We start from the raw sequence: 15453 nt of genomic DNA on the forward strand, positions 1-15453 counted from the left end.
GGCGCATGGCCGACGGCTGGGCAGTGGACACCGCGACGCTGAGTGCGCACGCGGCGGCCATCGCGACGCTGCGCCTGCGGGTCGAGGACGTCGCCGCGCGCTCTGCCGGGCTGCACTGGGACGACTCGTCGTTCGGCTCGCTGGCCGGGTGGATCGCCGAGGCACTGCAGCGGGTGACGGTTCGGCAGATCGAGCTCATCGAGTACGTCGCGGAGAACTTCGCGCTGATCTCGCAAGGACTGTGGGAGACCGTCGAGTCGCGGCGGGACGCCGAACCGGTCGGCCGGTGGACCATCGGGTTACCCGGGCCGGCCCGCCCCGAGGGTGGCGGCACGATCGTGATCCGCGGCCCGCGCACCCTCTCCGAACCCGGCACCCGGTTCGTCGAACTGCTCGCCGAGATCCTCGACGGCGAGTGGGTCGACCCGCGCCTCGGCCCCGGCCTGCCCCGGCCCGTGCCCGTCGCCGCCCCCGCACCGACGGCACCCCGGCCGCTGCGCGGCATCGTGAACGGCCTCACCGGGACGCCGGGCGCGGTGACGTCGCAGGCGGACACGCTGGAGTCGGGCGCCGCCGAACTCCACCGCGCCGGAGCCGACCTGTACCGCATCCTGCAGCCGGTGCTGCGCTGGCCGGGGCACGAGGTCGACGAGTACCTCACGCTGATGAACCACAACATCGACGCGCTGGGGCAGTTGGTCGGCACGTCGATGGCGATCGCGTCGTGCGCGCGGGCCGCCGATCTGCTCGTCGGGCACGTGCGGAGCCTGGTGACCGAGCTGGCCGAAGGCACCGGCCCCGACGGCGTCGAGCTCGCTCACCGGCGCGCGCTGGAGCACGTGTCGGCGCTGGTCGCCAGCCTCACCGCGCTGGCACGCCTGGTGGACTGAGCGCTACTCGGACGCGGCCCGGCGCCGTTTGGAGTCGCTGAAGCGTTCGTGCGCGCTCTGTCTGGTGACGCCGAGCGCGGTGCCGATCTCGGCCCAGGACGAACCGTTCGCGCGGGCGGCGTCGACGGCCTGCTGGAGCAGCGGGCGGTGCCACCGCTCGATCGCGGCCAGCACACCGAGCGCCTGGAGCGGATGTTCGCGGGCCAGGTCGTCGAGGTCGTTCCGCAGGCCGTCGGAGCGGTTGAGGAGCCAGTCCGGTGGGGTCACCGCCGCGATCGCGCCGATGTGGACGCCCCAGTCCGCGGACGCGCTCCAGGTGGCGGCGTCGCCCGGCGGGTGCTCGGTGGACCCCACCCAGCCGCAGGAGCACACCGCCCGGACCCCCGACGCGCCGGCCGCCGCCGATCCGGTGTGCCCCAGGAGTGACGCGAACATTCCGCCATCCTATTGGCGTCAGGGTTCCCTGACTAGAAACGTCAGGATAGCCTGACGGAATGTCGTTACCCGCGCTCTTCGGCGCCGCGCTTCCGGCCGAGCCCGACCGGCCCGCGCTGATCTACTGCGACGACTCCACCGGCGAGCGCACCGAACTCACCGTCCGTGAGCTCAGCCGATGGGCGGCACGCACGGCCGGGCTCCTGCACGCCGGCTGCGGCCTGCGGATCGGCGATCGGGCGGCGGTGCTGCTCCCACCGCACTGGCTCACCGCGGGCATCCTGCTCGGCGCGTGGGCCGCCGGCGTCTCGGTCTCCTACCGGCCGTGGTCGACCGCCGGCCTGAACCCGCCCGACGACGGACCGCTCGGCGCGAGCTTCGTCAGCGCCGCGCGCCTCGGCAGCTGGCTCGACCAACCGCCTCCGGCCCACCACCGCTTCGTCCTGGCCGCCACCGGGCCCCACCCCGGCTACCGCGACTACCTCGCCGAATCGAAGCGGTTCAGCGACACGCTGCCCTCCTACGCCCCGCTGCGCTGGACCGACGCCGCCACCGCCGACGGCACCACCTACCGGCAGTGGGGTGCGCTCGCCGCGGAGATCGCCACGCGGCTCGACCTGCGGGCCGGCGACCGGCTCCTGGTCGACCCGGCGAGCTACGAACAACCGGTGCACTGGCTGCTCGCGCCGCTGGCGGCGGGCGCGTCGGTGGTGATCTGCGCGCACCTCGACCGGGCCCGGCTGGACGAGCGAAAAACCGCCGAGGGCGTCACGCACACCCTGGTGTAGGGTTCGGCCGACCGCGAACGACCCGAGGAGGTGAGACCCATTACCGCTGGATCCGGCTGGGGCTCCCACTTGGTCGATCGCCGATCGGCCTGACGGGAGCTGTTTCCCGAAAGGTACGACCTTGCAGAAGTTCGCACTGAACGACGTCACCGGCACCACCTGGACGCCCGCTGACGACCCCACCGCCTGGGTGCTCATCGCTCACGGTGGGGGCCAGCACAGTCAGGCGCCGGGCGTCGTCGCCCGCGCCGAGCACTTCGTCCGCACGCTCGGATGCGGCGTCCTCGCCCTCGACGCCCCCGGCCACGGTGGCCGCCCGGCCGACGAGGCCGCGACGAACGAGATCCGGCGGCGGAAAGCGGCCGGCGAGCCGATCGGTCCGCTCATCGCCGCGATGAACGCCGAGCGTGCCGCGCAGGCCGTGCCCGAGTGGCGCGCGGCGCTCGACGCGCTGGCGATCACCACCCCGGTGGGCTTCTGGGGCGTCTCGCTCGGCACCGCGATCGGGGTCCCGCTGGTGGCCTCCGAGCCTCGGATCACCTGCGCGGTGCTCGGGCTGCTCGGCCCGGTGGACGGGGCCGCCGACGTCCGCGTGCCGGTCGAGTTCCTGGTGCAGTGGGACGACGAGCTCGTGCCGCGCGCGGACGCGCTGGCGCTGTTCGACGCCCTCGGCTCGACGGAGAAGACCTTGCACGCCAACCCGGGCCGCCACGTCGAGGTGCCCCGGTTCGAGATCGGATCCGCCGAGCACTTCTTCCGCCGCCACTTCTGACGACGTCGACCGGCCGCGCCGCCGCTCAGCCGGCGGCGCGCCCGGCGACCAGCGGGAGGTACACCTCGTCGACGATCTCCACGAGCACGTCGTCGGGCACGGTGGGCACGCCTCGGGTGACGAACTCGTTGCGGAGCAGCACGATCGCCACCGTGGCCACCCGCGGGTGCAACGCCTCCGGCGCAGCCTCACCCCGAGCCACCGCCCGCCCCAGCATCACCAGCCACATCGCGCCCTGGGTGTCGTCGGGCCGCTCCCCCAACAGCTCGGTCACGCCTCCGGCCGCGGCCAGGAGGTCACGCAGGATCATCCCGAGCGGCGAGCTCAGGTGCCGGTTCGCCCGGCGGAGCGTCTCCAGCGCGTCCTCGCGGAGGCTGCCGGTGTCCGGCGGCTCGATCGCCCTGGCCATCTGTTTGTAGGCGGCGAGACCGAGCGCGACCCGATCGGGCCAGCGCCGGTAGATCGCGTTCTTGTTGGTGCCCGCGCGCTGCGCGACCCGGTCCATGGTGAGGCCGGCGAACCCGGAGTCGGTCAGCTCGTCCACGGCGGCCTGCAGGATCGCCGCTTCGAGCGCCGCACCTCGCCGCCGGGTCTGCATGCCCTCACCTTCTCACTTGACGTGCGTCCGCTTGCAAATAAGGTACGTTTAGTACCCAATAGCGAGAGGACGCCATGCGCGCCAAGGGCATCACCTACGACACCGGCTTCGTGCGCGGCACCGCACCGCGCACCGACCGCTGGAGCCTCGACGACGTCACCCGTGATCTGCTGGCGATCCGGGACGAGCTGCACTGCGACGCGGTCCGGATCACCGGCGGCGACCCCGACCGGATCGACGCCGCGGCCCGGATCGCGGCCTCCGCCGGCCTCGAAGTATGGTACTCACCGTACCCTTTAGAGCTGACTCACGAGCAGATCCTGACGCTGTTCGCCGACTGCGCCGAGCGGGCCGAGAAACTCCGGTCGGGCGGTGCGGAGGTCGTGTTCGTCACCGGCGCCGAGCTCACCCTGATGAACCTCGGCTTCCTGCCCGGCGAGACGCTCGAGGAGCGGGTCGAACCACTGCTCGCCGACCCGCGCTCGTTGGCCGCGCAGCTCCCCGCGCTCACCCGGCACGTCAACGAGTTCCTCGGGCAGGCGCTGAGCGTCGTCCGCGCTCGGTTCGGCGGACCGGTCACGTACGCGGCCGTCCAGCTCGAACGCGTCAACTGGGATCCGTTCGACATCGTCTCGGTCGACCTCTACCGCACGCCCGAGACCGCGGACCGGTTCGTCGACGGGATCCGCGCCTACGCGGCCTTCGGGAAGCCGTTGGCGATCACCGAGTTCGGGTCGGCGACGTTCCGCGGTGCGGCCGACCGGGGCGCCCGCGGCTTGGAGATCGTCGTGACCGACCCGGAGACCGGCGCGCCGCTGCACCTGGACGGTGGGTACGAGCGCGACGAGGCCGGCCAGGCCGACGTCGTCCGCGACCTGCTGGAGATCTTCGACGCCGAAGGGGTCGACAGCACGTTCGTGTTCGCGTTCGGGCTACGCGACTTCCCGCACCGCCCGGACGGCGACTCCCGCGACGACCTCGACCGGGCCAGCTACGGCGTCGTCGCGTGGTTCGAGGACGGGCACTGGGAGCCGAAGGCCGCGTTCCGCGCGATCGCCGAGCACTACGGGCGCTGACCGCTCGCCACCTCGTCCAGATAGCGCACGCCGGTCGCGTCCTCCGACAGGGTCCAGAGACGCGCGGCCAGCGCTTCGTCGTCGGCCGGACGCTTGAGCGGTTCGAAGTGCACCCGCAGATCCGACTTGCGGGCCGAAGGCCCGAGGAAGACACCGGTCTCGGCCCGCGGGTCGGTGGCGGCGAACGCGAGCGGAAGGGCACCGGCCTCGGCGGAGCGGCGGAACACCGCGCCCATGAGGCCCACCAGCAGCCGCTCCCCGAGCTTCCCGGGGTTGGCGTTCAACGGCGTCGCGGCCATGCCGGGGTGCGCGAGGAAGCTGCGCACCGGGCTCCCGGCCGCGCGGAGCCGCCGGTCCAGCTCGGCCCCGAACAGTAGGTTGGCCACCTTGGACTTCACGTAGACGGGGCCGGCGGCGAACCTCTCGCCGGTGAGGTCCTCGAAGTCGGTGCGCGGGGACCCCCACCGGTAGAGGTTCGAGCCCACCGCGACGACCCGCGGGTCGCGGTCGGGCCGGAACAGGTCGAGCACCGAGCCGGTGAGCGCGAACGCACCCAGGTGGTTCGTCGCGAACGTGCTCTCGTAACCCTGCCGGGTGAGGGTTCGCGCCTGCGCGCCCGTTCCCGCGTTGTTGACGAGGACGTCGATCGCGCGACCGTCGGAGCGCAGGTCCTCGGCGAAGCGGCGCACGGAGTCGAGGTCGGCGACGTCGACCTCGCGCACCTCGAGCCTGCCGGTCAGCGACGCACGCACGCGGTTGCCCTTGGCGACGTCGCGGACGGCCATGATCACGTCCGCGCCGCGCCGCGCCAGCTGGTCGGTGAGCACGAGACCGAGGCCGCTGGTCGCCCCGGTGATCACCACGGTGCGTCCGGTCTGGTCGGGCATGTCGTCGAAGGTCCAGGTGAGAGCCACGATCTCCTCCTTAGCGGATTACCTATCCGCTCACACCTCCGGACCGTAGCACGAAGCGGATGAGTTATCCTCTAAGCATGTCGTTGCGCGCTGATTCCGCTCGGGTGCGGGCCCGCATGGTGGAGGCGGCGAGGGCACGCATCACCGCGGGTGATCTCGACCTGCCGATGAACGCGATCGCGAAGGACGCCGGGGTCGGCGTCGGAACGATGTACCGGCACTTCGCGAGCCGGCAGGCGCTACTGGAGACCGTGGCCGCCGACCACTACGCCGCGCTGATCGACGAGGCCCGCGCCGCCGCGGAGAATCCCGACGCCGCAGCCGGGCTGTCGGACCTGCTGCGCGCGGTGTTGCGGTGCCAACTCACCGACGCGGCGTTGGCCGAGGTGATGGCGCTGCCGCGGCACGAGTGCCCGGAGACCCTCGAGTTGGGGTCGCGGCTGACCGCGGAGTCCCGGCGGGTGCTCGAGCGGGCCCGCGAGGCCGGCGCGATCCGTCCCGACGTCACCGGTGACGACATCCGCCGTCTCACCTGTGGTGTGCGTTACGCGGTCGCCAGCGGTGAAGGTGATCCCACCGCCGCCGCCGACCGCTATCTGGACGTGGTGCTCCGCGGCCTGCGCCCCTGAGCTACCGGGTCGACGCCCGGCGGACGAGTCGCCAGGCCTCGCGATGGTCGGGAGCCGAGCCGCCCAGCGCCGCGGTGGCACAGGCAGCGCCCTGGTCACGCAGTGACTGGGCCACGGTCGTGAGGTCGTGCCGCCGCGCGACGTCCGAGTCGTCCCAGCCGCTCACCCGTCGCACCCCCTCCTCCTGAGCCGCCGCGGCCAGCTGATCGCTCATCGCGGCGACCGCGTCGATGCCCGGGTCGGCGTCGAACAGCCGGCGCATCATCGAGCGGGCCTCACCCGCGTCGTTCGTCCGGCACACCCCGACCGGCACCCGGGACCAGTCGATCCCGAGCTCGATCGCCGCGTCCCGGTAGCCGGCCAGCCGGTCACGGGTGACCGGGTAGGCGATCGTGGCCGGATCGAGCCCGGACCGGACGAACGTCTCCCGGTCGCGGTCGACCGGGAAGCTCAGCACCGCCGGCCGCCCGGCCCCCGCGAACACCTCGGCCCCTACCGCCCGCGCCGCTGTGCGGTTGTCGATGCCGATCATCGTCGCGCCCGCACGCTCCGGCCCGCCGTGGACGACGACCGGGCGCCGGGTGCTGAACGCGGCCGCGAGCACGGGGTCGTCGTCGGTGGTCGTCCAGACGACGTAGGCGTCCACCGCCGCCGCGATCACCCGGTCGGGATCCTCGTCGCCGGTGCCGGTGGGCACGATCAGGACGCCGTACCCCCGCTCGGCGCACACCTCGGCGATCCCGGCCAGGAACTGCACGGCCTGCGGGTCGTCGAACGCGTACGTGAGGTGCTCGCCGAGCACGAGGCCGAGCGTGCGCGTGGCGCCGTAACGCAGGGAACGGGCGCTGGGGTCGGGGCCGGCGTAGCCGAGCGAGGCCGCCGCATCCAGCACCTTCTCCCTGGTCTCGGGCGAGACGCGCCGGGGGCGGTTGTACGTGTACGACACGGTCATCGGCGACACCCCGGCGGCACGCGCGACGTCGGTCATCGTCACTCGGGGCCGCGGTGATTGCACGGCGCGATCCTATCTGTGTAGCGTTACACACGTGCGTTATCGCCTCGCTACCGCGGCCTACCTCGCCGCCGCCGCCTTCGGTGCCTTCTGGGGCACCTGGGGTTCGGCCGTGCCGCGCATCCGTGACCAGGCCGCCCTCGACGACGCCCAGCTGGGCACCGCGCTCCTGTTCGTCAGCGCCGGTGCGCTGCCGGCGATGCTGCTGACCGGCCGCGTGCTGGACCGGTGGGGGCTGCGCTTCACCGCGTACGCCGTGGCCTCGCTCGGCGTCGCCGGGGTCGTCGTCTCGGTCTCCGCGCAGGGTCTGGTCGCGCTGTGCGCCGGGCTGACGCTCGTCGGCATGACCAGCGGCGCCGCCGACGTGGCCATGAACTCGGTCGGCGGCCGGGCCGAACAGCGGTCGGGCCGACCGATCATCACCCGCAGCGGCGCGCTGTTCTCCGCCGCGGTCGTGGTGTCGAGCCTCGGCACCGGGGCGGCCTACGCGTTCGACGCACCGACGTGGGCCCCGTTCGCGGCCGTGCTCGCGGCGTCCGCCGTCGCCGCCGCGGCCATCCGCCACGCCCTGACCACCGAACCCGACGCGGGGTCTCACGAAACGCGCGCCGCGGACGCGACCGGCTCGGCGTCGGCGGTGAGCGCGGTGGGGACGGCGGTCGCGCCGTTGTTGCTCGTCGGCGCGCTCGGTGCCCTGGCCTTCGCCAGCGAGAACGCCCACCAGAGCTGGGGCGCGGTCTTCCTGCAGGACGTCTTCGACACCGGTCCGGGCATCAGCGCGCTCGCTCCGGCGGCGTTCGCGGCGGTGGTCGCGCTCACGCGTTTCGGCGCCAGCACGCTGAGCCCGAGGCACGCCCGCACCGTGCTGGTCCTCGGCGCCGTCGTCGCCGCGGCGGGTGCGGCCGTCGTCGCTCGCGCCCCCTCGGTGCCGATCGCGCTCGCCGGCCTCGTCCTCGCCGCCGCCGGCACCGCCGCGCTCTTCCCGACGCTGCTGAGCATCGTGTCCCGCAACGTCGTCGAATCCTCCCGGGGGCGCGCGACGTCGATCGTGACCGTCGTGTCCTACCTGGGCTTCCTGCTCGGGCCGGTCTACGTCGGGCTGTGGGCGTCCGCGACCAGCCTGCGCGGCGCGATGATCTCGGTCGCCGCGCTCGGCGTCGCGCTCGCGGTGTTGGCGTTGCCCCTGCTCACGCTGAGCCGGTACACGATCACCAGCGCACCGGCGGGCAGCCCACCCGGCGCCGCGGAACGAACGTCGGCGTGACGCGTCACTCGCGAACGACGTCGGCGACCGCGAGCGCGATGTTGTCCGGCGCCCCGGCGTCGAAAGCGAGTTCGAGCAGACGGTGCACCACCTGCTCGGGAGCGGCGTCCGCGCGCAGCGTGGCGTGCAGGCGCGCCCGGTCGACGACCGCGGACAGGCCGTCCGTGCACAGCAGGTACCGGTCGCCGGGGAGCGCGGTGCGCACGGCGAGGTCGGCTTCCGGTTCCCCGGCTCCGAGCGCCCTGGTCAGCAACGCCCGATCGGGGTGGGCCGCGGCACCGGCGAGGTCGAGCGCACCCTGGTCGACCTGGGACTGCACCCAGGTGTGGTCGGTCGTGAGCCGGACCAGTTCACCGTTGCGCACCAGGTAGGCGCGGCTGTCGCCGACGTGCACCAGCGCCAGTCGCGAGCCGGCTCGCAGCAGCGCGGTGAGGGTCGTCGCCGCGCCCGGCTCCAGCGCCCGTTCGGCGTCGGCCACGGCTCCGGCGAGCTGGGTGAGCAGCTCGATCGCCGACCCCGGGCTCGGTGCGAGTGCGGTCAGCGCCTCGACGGCGGCGGCGCTGGCCGCGGCGCCACCGGGGCCCCGGACGCCGTCGGCCACGACGAGCAGCCGCTCGTCGGCGTGGACGGCGTCCTCGTTCGTGGTTCGTACCGTGCCGGTTTCGCACGCGGAAGCGGAACGAAAGACTGTCATGGCGGTCCTCCCGGACATCTTCTCGACGAGGAGGCCCGCCGTACGCGCCCGATCGGCGGTCTCGGCCGTGACCCGGTTCCAGTACGCGCTGACCGCCGCGGCCGCCGCCGGCGCGTTCAGCGCGCACACCGTGCGGATCTCGGCCAGCGGCATGCCGATCCGCCGCAGCTCGACGATGAGCTCAGCGGTGGGCAACTGCGCGGGATCGTAGAACCGGTACCCCGTTTCCGGGTCGACGGCCGCGGGTGGCAACAGCCCCGACTCGTCGTAGAGCCGCAGTGCCTTCGGCGTCAGGCCGGCCACCCGGGCGAACTCGCCGATCGTGTACAGCCGCACGGTTACCGTCCTCCTCGTGCCGGCCGTGGTGACCGGCCCGGGTCACGCTGGTGCTTCCCCCTCGGTCAAGGTCAAGAGGGCTCCGACCCGGGTGATGAACTCGCGCAGGTTGGGCTCGCTGGTGCGGGCGATCGCCTCGGGAACGCTCAGCCACTCCAGCTTCGCGTCGGGCTTCTCCGGGCGGACGTCGTCCGGGGTGGCCGTCGCGAGGACGAAGCGCACGTCGACGTGTTCGTGGGCCGGTTCGCCCTTCCCGGCCGCCACCGGTACGACGACGACGTGACGCAACCCGGTGTCGGGCCAGGGCACCAGATCGGTGAGGCCGGTCTCCTCGAGCCCTTCGCGGAGCGCGATCGCCAGCGGGCGGGCCTCGCCCGGGTCGGCGTGGCCACCGATCTGCAGCCAGGCCTGCTGGCGTGCGTGCCACCGCAGGAGCACGCGCCGGGTCACGGGATCCACCACCAACGCCGACGCGGTGACGTGCCGCGGCGTGTCGCGGGACCACGGGTCGGCGCTGGTGGCCAGCGTCAGTGCCCGCTCGTGGTCGATCTTCTCGACGTCGTCCTTCGGCTGGTAGTCGGCGAGCACGGTGGCCAGATCGGCGTACATGCCCGGCACGGTAGCCGGTCGGAATTCCGCGTGCCCACGCCGAATCCGACGTGATGTACTGCCCCATGGATTTTGGCCGGCCGATCGATGTGCGCCCCCTGTTTCCCGTGGAACGGGCGGAGCTGCTGGCACTCCTCGGCACGCTCGACGAGGACGCCTGGCACGCCCCGACCCCGTGCCCGGGGTGGAGCGTCCACGATCTCGTCGCGCACGTCGTCCACGATTATCTGCGGCGGCTGTCGGGTGGTCGGGACGGGTGGACCGGCGGGTGGATCCCGGTGCCCGACGCCGAACTCGGCCCGGTGCTCAACCGGGCGAACGACGAGTTCGTCGCGGCGGCGCGTGGGCTCAGCCCTCGGGTGCTGATCGGCCTGCTGGCCGGCTTCGGACCCCAGTTGGACCAGTACTGGGCGTCCTGCGACCTGGAGGCTCCCGGGCTCACGGTGTCCTGGGCCGTGCCCGACGTGCCCGCACCGACGTGGCTCGACATCGCCCGCGAGTACACCGAGTTCTGGGTCCACCAGCAGCAGATCCGGGCGGCGGTCGGCCGTCCGGGAGCCGACTCGCGTCGGCTGATGCATCCGGTCGTCGACGCGTTCCTGCGCGCCCTCCCGCGCGCGCTCGACGGGGCGGCGGGCTCGTCCGTGACCGTGTTCGTGACGGCGCCGATCGACGAGGCCTGGACCGCGCGGCGGAACAGCGAGGGCTGGTCCGTGCGGCCGGGCCCGGACGCGTCGCCCGACGTGCGTCTGGAGCTCGCGCCGGACACGTTGTGGCAGGTCGCGACGCGTGGCATCGAGCCGGCCGACGCCCGGGAACGCACCAAGGTCGACGGCGAGGAATCCCTGGCCGCCGCCGCGCTCGGCCTGGTGTCGATCGTGCGCTAGGACTCGGACGTGCGCGTTACCTTTTCGTCGGTTCACCCGTCAGGGAGGCGTAACGATCACATCCTGACGGAGGAAACACCATGGACGCCCGACTGAACCTCTTCGAGAACACGCTCGGCAAGTTCATGAAGCGCCTCGTCTCGGCCGGCCTGGTCGCCGGAGCCTCGAGCGTGCCGGCCTCGACGCTGCTGCTGATGGAGATCCGCGCGAGCCAGATCAACGGCTGCGGGTTCTGCACCGACATGCACACCAAGGACGCCACGGCCGCCGGCGAGACGCCCGTCCGCCTGAACCTCGTCGCCGCCTGGCGGGAGGCCACGGTCTTCACCGACGCCGAGCGCGCGGCGCTGGAACTGGCCGAAGAGGGCACCCGCATCGCCGACAGCGCCGGCGGGGTCAGCGACGAGGTCTGGGCGAACGCCGCGAAGCACTACGACGAGGACCAGCTCGGCGCGCTCGTCTCGCTGATCGCCGCGATCAACGCGTTCAACCGGCTGAACGTCATCGTTCGGCAGCCGGCCGGGAGCTATCAGCCGGGCCAGTTCGCCGCGGGTTACTGATCACCCACGCCAACCCCAGGACCCCGAGCGGGACGACGGTCAGCAGCGCGCTGACCGTCGACCGGTCCAACCAGGACGGAAGCTCCGCCGGCACCAGCAACCAATAGGAGTCGGCCATGAAGTGGATCAGCGGTTCGGCCGCGAGCAACGCCACCGCAGGCAACGTCACCACCCCGACCCAGAGGCCGCGCCGATCCCGACGGAGCAGCAGCCACGCGGCCACCGCGTTCGCGGTGAACAGGAACAACGGCGCCACCAGGGCGAACGCGGTCGGCGCCACCCAGGTGTACGACCAGTAGTGCGCGAGGTCGAGACGCAGGACCGGCACGACCGGGACGGCGGCGACGAGCAGAGGCAGCCACCGCGTCACCCGGCCCGGACGGGACGGCAGCGCCAACGCGAGGACGCCGAGCGCCGCGTGCGGCAGGAGCGCGATCAACGATGGCTCCCCGTTGCTGAACCAGCCGCCGTTCTGGATCGGGAGCGCGGCGGCCACCAGGCCCACCGGCTTGGCCAAGACCATCAGCACCAACGATGCCGCGATCAACCGCCGGCACCACCGGCCGGGAGCGACCGCGAACACGACCGCGGCAGCCAACCAGGCGATCCAGGCGAAGCCCGCCAGCGACTGCACATACCGCGACGGGCCCATCCGGGGATAGTCGTCGATCAGCGGCGTGAACTCGACCGCGAGCAGCCAGATCGTCGCCAGCACCGACCCGGCCGCCAGGGCCAGCACCGCGGCGACCGACAACCCGCCGGTGAACCCGGACGCGGTCCGCACCCGTAAATGCTGCCGCGCGCCGCCGACGAGCAGGTCGGTGGCGTCCCGCAGGCCGGGCCAGCGCCGGTCGGGCGCCACCGTGTCCAGGTAGGTGTCGACGAGTTCGTCGCCCCGTTCCGCGCGGTACTCGGCCGGGTAGGCGAGCAGCAGGCGGCGGTACCGCCGTTCCAACGCGTTCACGCGACGCCTCCCGCCGGAGCCCAACCCGACGCCTTCAGCCGGGCCGTCGCGGCGGCCAGGTTGCGACGCATCCGCTCGGTCTCGGCGCCGAGCACGTTCAGGCCCTCGTCGGTGAGCCGGTAGTAGCGCCGGAGGCGCCCGTCGACGACCTCTTCGCGGTCGGGCGCCACCAGCCCGTCGTCGGAGAGCCGGTCGAGCGCGCCGTAGAGGGTGCCGGGGCGCAGGGTGATGCGGCCGTCGGAGAGGTCGCTCACCTCGGTGATGAGGCCGTAGCCGTGCAACGGCTCTCTGGCCAGCGCGGTCAGGATCAGGAACGTCGGCTCCCGCAACGGCGTCGTCATAGGGTCAATATATCGGTGACGAAGATATACCGCTAGCAACGGTGTTGGGACCGGGGATCGGGGCGGGGTTGCGACCGAGAGGCCGGGGTTGGGGCCGGGGTCGGGGGCTCGAAGCCGAGGGCCGTCTTGGCGGTTCGGGTCGGTGGGGGCGGTTCGCCGTAGCGTGGAAAGAATTCACCCGGTGGGTGGCGCTCGATTTCGATTAATCTTGGACCCGCCGTTGATTTCCTTCGTGGCTGGTGGCAATAATCGGTTGGCGGTCGGCCGGAAAGGCTCTACCGTCTTAATCAGCACCGAGAACGACGAACACTTTCAGGGAGCACACCATGTGGGGCGACGCCAACATCGCGAAGCAGCGATTCCCGCTGCTCAGCGAGGGTTGCCCGAACACGGAGCGACCCTCCTACCGACGTCACGTCGAACACCGGGACCGGTGGCGAAGCCAGCGCTGACGCGCTACGCACACGCCGCCCTTCCCACCGGGAACGGGCGGTTTCTTTTTGTCCCGGCAATTCTTTCCCAGTGCTGCCCGAAATACTTTTTCGCTATGGGTGTAGCTCAATTCGGCTGAGCGCCGGTCTCCAAAACCGGAGGTCGCGGGTTCGATTCCTGCCACCCATGCACCGACCCCCGGCGGTCACGACGCTTGAAAACTGCACAGCGGATGGCACAGAAGGACGCCGGGGCTTCGTCGCGCATGTCGCGGCGAGCCCGGCGGATCTGGAGCGAGGGAGACGGCTAACCCGTCCGCCTTGGAAGCGGAAGACACCTGGTTCGACTCCAGGGCTCCAGACTCAATCCCCGTAGCTCAGCGGATCAGAGCACCAGACTACGAATCTGGGGGTCGGCGGTTCGAATCCGTCCGGGGGTACGCCTCTCTAGCTCAGCGAGGTAGAGCACGCGGTTGAAGCCCGCGGGGTTGCAGGTTCGAGTCCTGCGGGAGGCACGCGATAACGCCCGTGAGGTTGCGGTAGGTCAGACCACTGGACTCTCAATCCAGAGGACCGGGTTCGACCCCCGGACGGGCGACGCTTCCTGGGGCCCAACACCCCGCCCTCTCGCGCCAAGCGGGCGTTGCGCCCAAGCGGCAGAGCGGGCCCACCGCCCGACCGGGCGGAGCTCATCAGCCTTGGCACAAACTGGGTCCCATCGGCCGGGTGGGCTCGACCGCACGAACGCAGAACGGCCCAACAGCCCGCCCGGGCCGGACAGGCCTCCATCGGCCCGGGCGCAGATTGGGCTACAGGCCCAGGTGGCAGTGCGGGCCTCATCAGCTCGAGCGGGTCGAGCCAGCCTCATCGGCCCGAGCGCGGATCGAGCCCCATCTGCCTTGGGCCTCATCAGGGTCGAGCAAGCCCACGCAGCCCAATCGCAGCGCGGACCCAACAGGCCGAGCGTGCCGAAGGGGCCGAATGAGCCGAGCGGGTCGGATGAGTCGAGCGGGCCGGACAGGCCGGATGAGCCGGACGGGCCGGATGAGCCGGACAGGCCGGATGAGCCGATCGGGCCGGATGAGCCGATCGGGCCGAATGAGCCGAGCGGGCCGAATGAGCCGATCGGGCCGCGCGAGCCGCAGGGGCCGCGCGGACCGCACAGGCTGGGCGGACCGCACAGGCTGGGCGGACCGCACAGGCTGGGTGGACCGATCAGGGCGGACGGCCCTAATCAGGCGGCCCGATCAGGGCGGGTGGACTCAATCGGGCTCGGCGCACCGAGCGGGCCCAATCGGGCCGGGTCCGGCCTCGAGTCCCATGGGCCTGGGTGGCAGAGCGGGCCCCGGTAGCCCAAGTGGCAGAGGCGACCCGCTCAAACCGGGTCCAGTGTGGGTTCGAGTCCCACCCGGGGCTCACCCATGCGGCTGTAGCTCAGTAGGCAGAGCACGGCGTTGCCAACGCCGAGGTCACCAGTTCGAGGCTGGTCAGTCGCTCCATTTTTTGCCCTCGTAGCCCAACGGCAGAGGCACGACGTTGAGGACGTCGCCAGTGCGCGTTCGAATCGCGCCGAGGGCACGCACACCCGGGTAGCCCAACGGCAGAGGCACGCGGCTCAGAACCGCGCCAGTGCGCGTTCGAATCGCGCTCCGGGTACGACACCCACCCGCGCTCGCGGATGGGGCTCAGACCGCAGCCGCCACTCACCGCAGCGGACACGGCCAAAACAGCGGCCGCCCACCGCACCCGGCACGGCCAAGAACAGCGGCCACTCACCGCAGCGGACACGGCCAAGAACAGCGGCCGCCCACCGCACCCGGCACGGCCAAGAGCAGCGGCCGCTCACCGCAGCCGGCACGGCCAAAGCACAGCGGCCAGCACGGCCAAAGCACAGCGGCCAGCACGGCCAGCCCCAACGGCCGCTCGTGGTGGCCGGCAGAGCCGAGCTCAGTGGCCACTCGCCACGGCGAGTAAAGCCGAGCCCAGTACCACCCGAGGTGGCCGAGGGACCAAGCTCACCAGCCACTCGGGGCCCCCGGTGGCACACAAGGCCGAGCCCAGCAGCCACACCACGGCGGGAAACCGAGCCAGCAGCCACCAGCCAGTAGCCGAGCGCCCGAGCCGCAACTCACCTGTGGCAGTCGCGCCACAAACAACCAACCACCCGCGGTGAGCCGAGGACCCGAGCCCACCAACCACCCCCAGTAGCCGAGGACCCGAGCCACCAACCACCCCCAGTAGCCATGGGCCCGA

At 72.2% G+C, this 15453-nt stretch carries 16 protein-coding genes and 9 tRNA genes; 17 read left to right on the plus strand and 8 right to left on the minus strand.

Going from position 1 to position 15453, the window contains the following annotated elements:
- Positions 1 to 5: 5 nt before the first annotated feature.
- Positions 6 to 890, plus strand: a complete 885-nt coding sequence (locus ABD437_RS12060; protein ID WP_344648876.1) for a hypothetical protein — start codon at positions 6 to 8, stop codon at positions 888 to 890.
- Between the two features lie 3 nt (positions 891 to 893).
- On the opposite strand, the gene ABD437_RS12065 is transcribed toward ABD437_RS12060, so the two are convergent.
- A complete protein-coding gene (locus ABD437_RS12065; RefSeq protein WP_344648877.1) occupies positions 894 to 1325 on the minus strand; it encodes a hypothetical protein in 432 nt (143 codons plus the stop codon).
- A 59-nt stretch (positions 1326 to 1384) separates the two neighbouring features.
- On the opposite strand from ABD437_RS12065, the gene ABD437_RS12070 reads away from it, so the two are divergent.
- Entirely contained in the window at positions 1385 to 2113 is a 729-nt protein-coding gene (locus ABD437_RS12070) for a TIGR03089 family protein (protein ID WP_344648878.1), read from the plus strand.
- A gap of 121 nt (positions 2114 to 2234) precedes the next feature.
- Positions 2235 to 2885, plus strand: coding sequence for an alpha/beta hydrolase (locus ABD437_RS12075; protein ID WP_344648879.1), 651 nt, complete (start codon positions 2235 to 2237; stop codon positions 2883 to 2885).
- Positions 2886 to 2910: 25 nt separating this feature from the next.
- Here the strand turns inward: ABD437_RS12075 and ABD437_RS12080 are convergent, their stop codons facing one another.
- Positions 2911 to 3483: a TetR/AcrR family transcriptional regulator gene (locus tag ABD437_RS12080; RefSeq protein ID WP_344648880.1), complete on the minus strand. Its 573-nt coding sequence runs from the start codon at positions 3481 to 3483 to the stop codon at positions 2911 to 2913.
- Positions 3484 to 3557: 74 nt separating this feature from the next.
- Here ABD437_RS12080 and ABD437_RS12085 point away from each other — a divergent pair, with 74 nt between their 5' ends.
- Positions 3558 to 4559, plus strand: coding sequence for a glycoside hydrolase family 113 protein (locus ABD437_RS12085; RefSeq protein ID WP_344648881.1), 1002 nt, complete (start codon positions 3558 to 3560; stop codon positions 4557 to 4559).
- On the opposite strand, the gene ABD437_RS12090 is transcribed toward ABD437_RS12085, so the two are convergent.
- The gene (locus ABD437_RS12090; RefSeq protein ID WP_344648882.1) at positions 4547 to 5473 is read right to left on the minus strand and encodes an SDR family NAD(P)-dependent oxidoreductase; all 927 of its coding nucleotides are present in this window, start codon (positions 5471 to 5473) and stop codon (positions 4547 to 4549) included. The genes ABD437_RS12085 and ABD437_RS12090 overlap by 13 nt on opposite strands.
- Before the next feature lie 77 nt (positions 5474 to 5550).
- Between ABD437_RS12090 and ABD437_RS12095 the strand changes: the two genes are divergently transcribed.
- On the plus strand, positions 5551 to 6102 hold the full coding sequence (locus tag ABD437_RS12095; protein ID WP_344648883.1) for a TetR/AcrR family transcriptional regulator: 552 nt from the start codon (positions 5551 to 5553) through the stop codon (positions 6100 to 6102).
- Position 6103: 1 nt separating this feature from the next.
- Here the strand turns inward: ABD437_RS12095 and ABD437_RS12100 are convergent, their stop codons facing one another.
- Entirely contained in the window at positions 6104 to 7117 is a 1014-nt protein-coding gene (locus ABD437_RS12100) for a LacI family DNA-binding transcriptional regulator (RefSeq protein ID WP_344648884.1), read from the minus strand.
- Between the two features lie 31 nt (positions 7118 to 7148).
- Here ABD437_RS12100 and ABD437_RS12105 point away from each other — a divergent pair, with 31 nt between their 5' ends.
- Positions 7149 to 8378, plus strand: a complete 1230-nt coding sequence (locus tag ABD437_RS12105; RefSeq protein WP_344648885.1) for an MFS transporter — start codon at positions 7149 to 7151, stop codon at positions 8376 to 8378.
- A gap of 4 nt (positions 8379 to 8382) precedes the next feature.
- On the opposite strand, the gene ABD437_RS12110 is transcribed toward ABD437_RS12105, so the two are convergent.
- A complete protein-coding gene (locus ABD437_RS12110; protein ID WP_344648886.1) occupies positions 8383 to 9408 on the minus strand; it encodes a MerR family transcriptional regulator in 1026 nt (341 codons plus the stop codon).
- A gap of 42 nt (positions 9409 to 9450) precedes the next feature.
- A complete protein-coding gene (locus ABD437_RS12115; RefSeq protein WP_344648887.1) occupies positions 9451 to 10017 on the minus strand; it encodes an NUDIX hydrolase in 567 nt (188 codons plus the stop codon).
- A 107-nt stretch (positions 10018 to 10124) separates the two neighbouring features.
- Between ABD437_RS12115 and ABD437_RS12120 the strand changes: the two genes are divergently transcribed.
- Complete coding sequence (locus ABD437_RS12120; protein ID WP_344648888.1) at positions 10125 to 10904, plus strand: maleylpyruvate isomerase family mycothiol-dependent enzyme; 780 nt, start codon at positions 10125 to 10127, stop codon at positions 10902 to 10904.
- Between the two features lie 80 nt (positions 10905 to 10984).
- Complete coding sequence (locus ABD437_RS12125; RefSeq protein ID WP_344648889.1) at positions 10985 to 11464, plus strand: carboxymuconolactone decarboxylase family protein; 480 nt, start codon at positions 10985 to 10987, stop codon at positions 11462 to 11464.
- Here ABD437_RS12125 and ABD437_RS12130 read toward each other — a convergent pair.
- Both ABD437_RS12130 and ABD437_RS12135 read right to left on the minus strand, forming a co-directional pair.
- On the minus strand, positions 11406 to 12428 hold the full coding sequence (locus ABD437_RS12130; RefSeq protein WP_344648890.1) for a hypothetical protein: 1023 nt from the start codon (positions 12426 to 12428) through the stop codon (positions 11406 to 11408). The genes ABD437_RS12125 and ABD437_RS12130 overlap by 59 nt on opposite strands.
- Positions 12425 to 12769: a PadR family transcriptional regulator gene (locus ABD437_RS12135; protein WP_344648891.1), complete on the minus strand. Its 345-nt coding sequence runs from the start codon at positions 12767 to 12769 to the stop codon at positions 12425 to 12427. Before ABD437_RS12135 ends, ABD437_RS12130 begins: the two co-directional genes overlap by 4 nt.
- 547 nt (positions 12770 to 13316) lie before the next feature.
- Between ABD437_RS12135 and ABD437_RS12140 the strand changes: the two genes are divergently transcribed.
- The 9 genes from ABD437_RS12140 (at position 13317) to ABD437_RS12180 (ending at position 14856) form a co-directional block, all read left to right on the plus strand.
- Positions 13317 to 13390, plus strand: a tRNA-Trp gene (locus ABD437_RS12140).
- Positions 13391 to 13489: 99 nt separating this feature from the next.
- Positions 13490 to 13562, plus strand: a tRNA-Pro gene (locus ABD437_RS12145).
- A 4-nt stretch (positions 13563 to 13566) separates the two neighbouring features.
- Positions 13567 to 13640 (plus strand) — tRNA-Arg (locus ABD437_RS12150).
- A gap of 1 nt (position 13641) precedes the next feature.
- A tRNA-Phe gene (locus tag ABD437_RS12155) sits at positions 13642 to 13715 on the plus strand.
- 8 nt (positions 13716 to 13723) lie between these two features.
- A tRNA-Glu gene (locus ABD437_RS12160) sits at positions 13724 to 13798 on the plus strand.
- A 744-nt stretch (positions 13799 to 14542) separates the two neighbouring features.
- Positions 14543 to 14616, plus strand: a tRNA-Leu gene (locus tag ABD437_RS12165).
- Positions 14617 to 14623: 7 nt separating this feature from the next.
- A tRNA-Gly gene (locus ABD437_RS12170) sits at positions 14624 to 14699 on the plus strand.
- A gap of 6 nt (positions 14700 to 14705) precedes the next feature.
- Positions 14706 to 14778 (plus strand) — tRNA-Leu (locus tag ABD437_RS12175).
- Positions 14779 to 14783: 5 nt separating this feature from the next.
- Positions 14784 to 14856, plus strand: a tRNA-Leu gene (locus ABD437_RS12180).
- The last annotated feature ends 597 nt before the right edge of the window (positions 14857 to 15453 follow it).

The organism is Cryptosporangium japonicum (assembly GCF_039524755.1).
Classification (GTDB): domain Bacteria; phylum Actinomycetota; class Actinomycetes; order Mycobacteriales; family Cryptosporangiaceae; genus Cryptosporangium; species Cryptosporangium japonicum.

What these genes read in the sequence shown, in the direction of transcription:
- ABD437_RS12070 (WP_344648878.1), top strand. Translation starts at nt 1,385, where the DNA reads ATGTCGTTACCCGCGCTCTTCGGCGCCGCGCTTCCGGCCGAGCCCGAC.
- ABD437_RS12080 (WP_344648880.1), bottom strand. Translation starts at nt 3,483, where the DNA reads ATGCAGACCCGGCGGCGAGGTGCGGCGCTCGAAGCGGCGATCCTGCAG.
- ABD437_RS12135 (WP_344648891.1), bottom strand. Translation starts at nt 12,769, where the DNA reads ATGACGACGCCGTTGCGGGAGCCGACGTTCCTGATCCTGACCGCGCTG.
- ABD437_RS12095 (WP_344648883.1), top strand. Translation starts at nt 5,551, where the DNA reads ATGTCGTTGCGCGCTGATTCCGCTCGGGTGCGGGCCCGCATGGTGGAG.
- ABD437_RS12125 (WP_344648889.1), top strand. Translation starts at nt 10,985, where the DNA reads ATGGACGCCCGACTGAACCTCTTCGAGAACACGCTCGGCAAGTTCATG.
- ABD437_RS12085 (WP_344648881.1), top strand. Translation starts at nt 3,558, where the DNA reads ATGCGCGCCAAGGGCATCACCTACGACACCGGCTTCGTGCGCGGCACC.
- ABD437_RS12065 (WP_344648877.1), bottom strand. Translation starts at nt 1,325, where the DNA reads ATGTTCGCGTCACTCCTGGGGCACACCGGATCGGCGGCGGCCGGCGCG.
- ABD437_RS12115 (WP_344648887.1), bottom strand. Translation starts at nt 10,017, where the DNA reads ATGTACGCCGATCTGGCCACCGTGCTCGCCGACTACCAGCCGAAGGAC.
- ABD437_RS12060 (WP_344648876.1), top strand. Translation starts at nt 6, where the DNA reads ATGGCCGACGGCTGGGCAGTGGACACCGCGACGCTGAGTGCGCACGCG.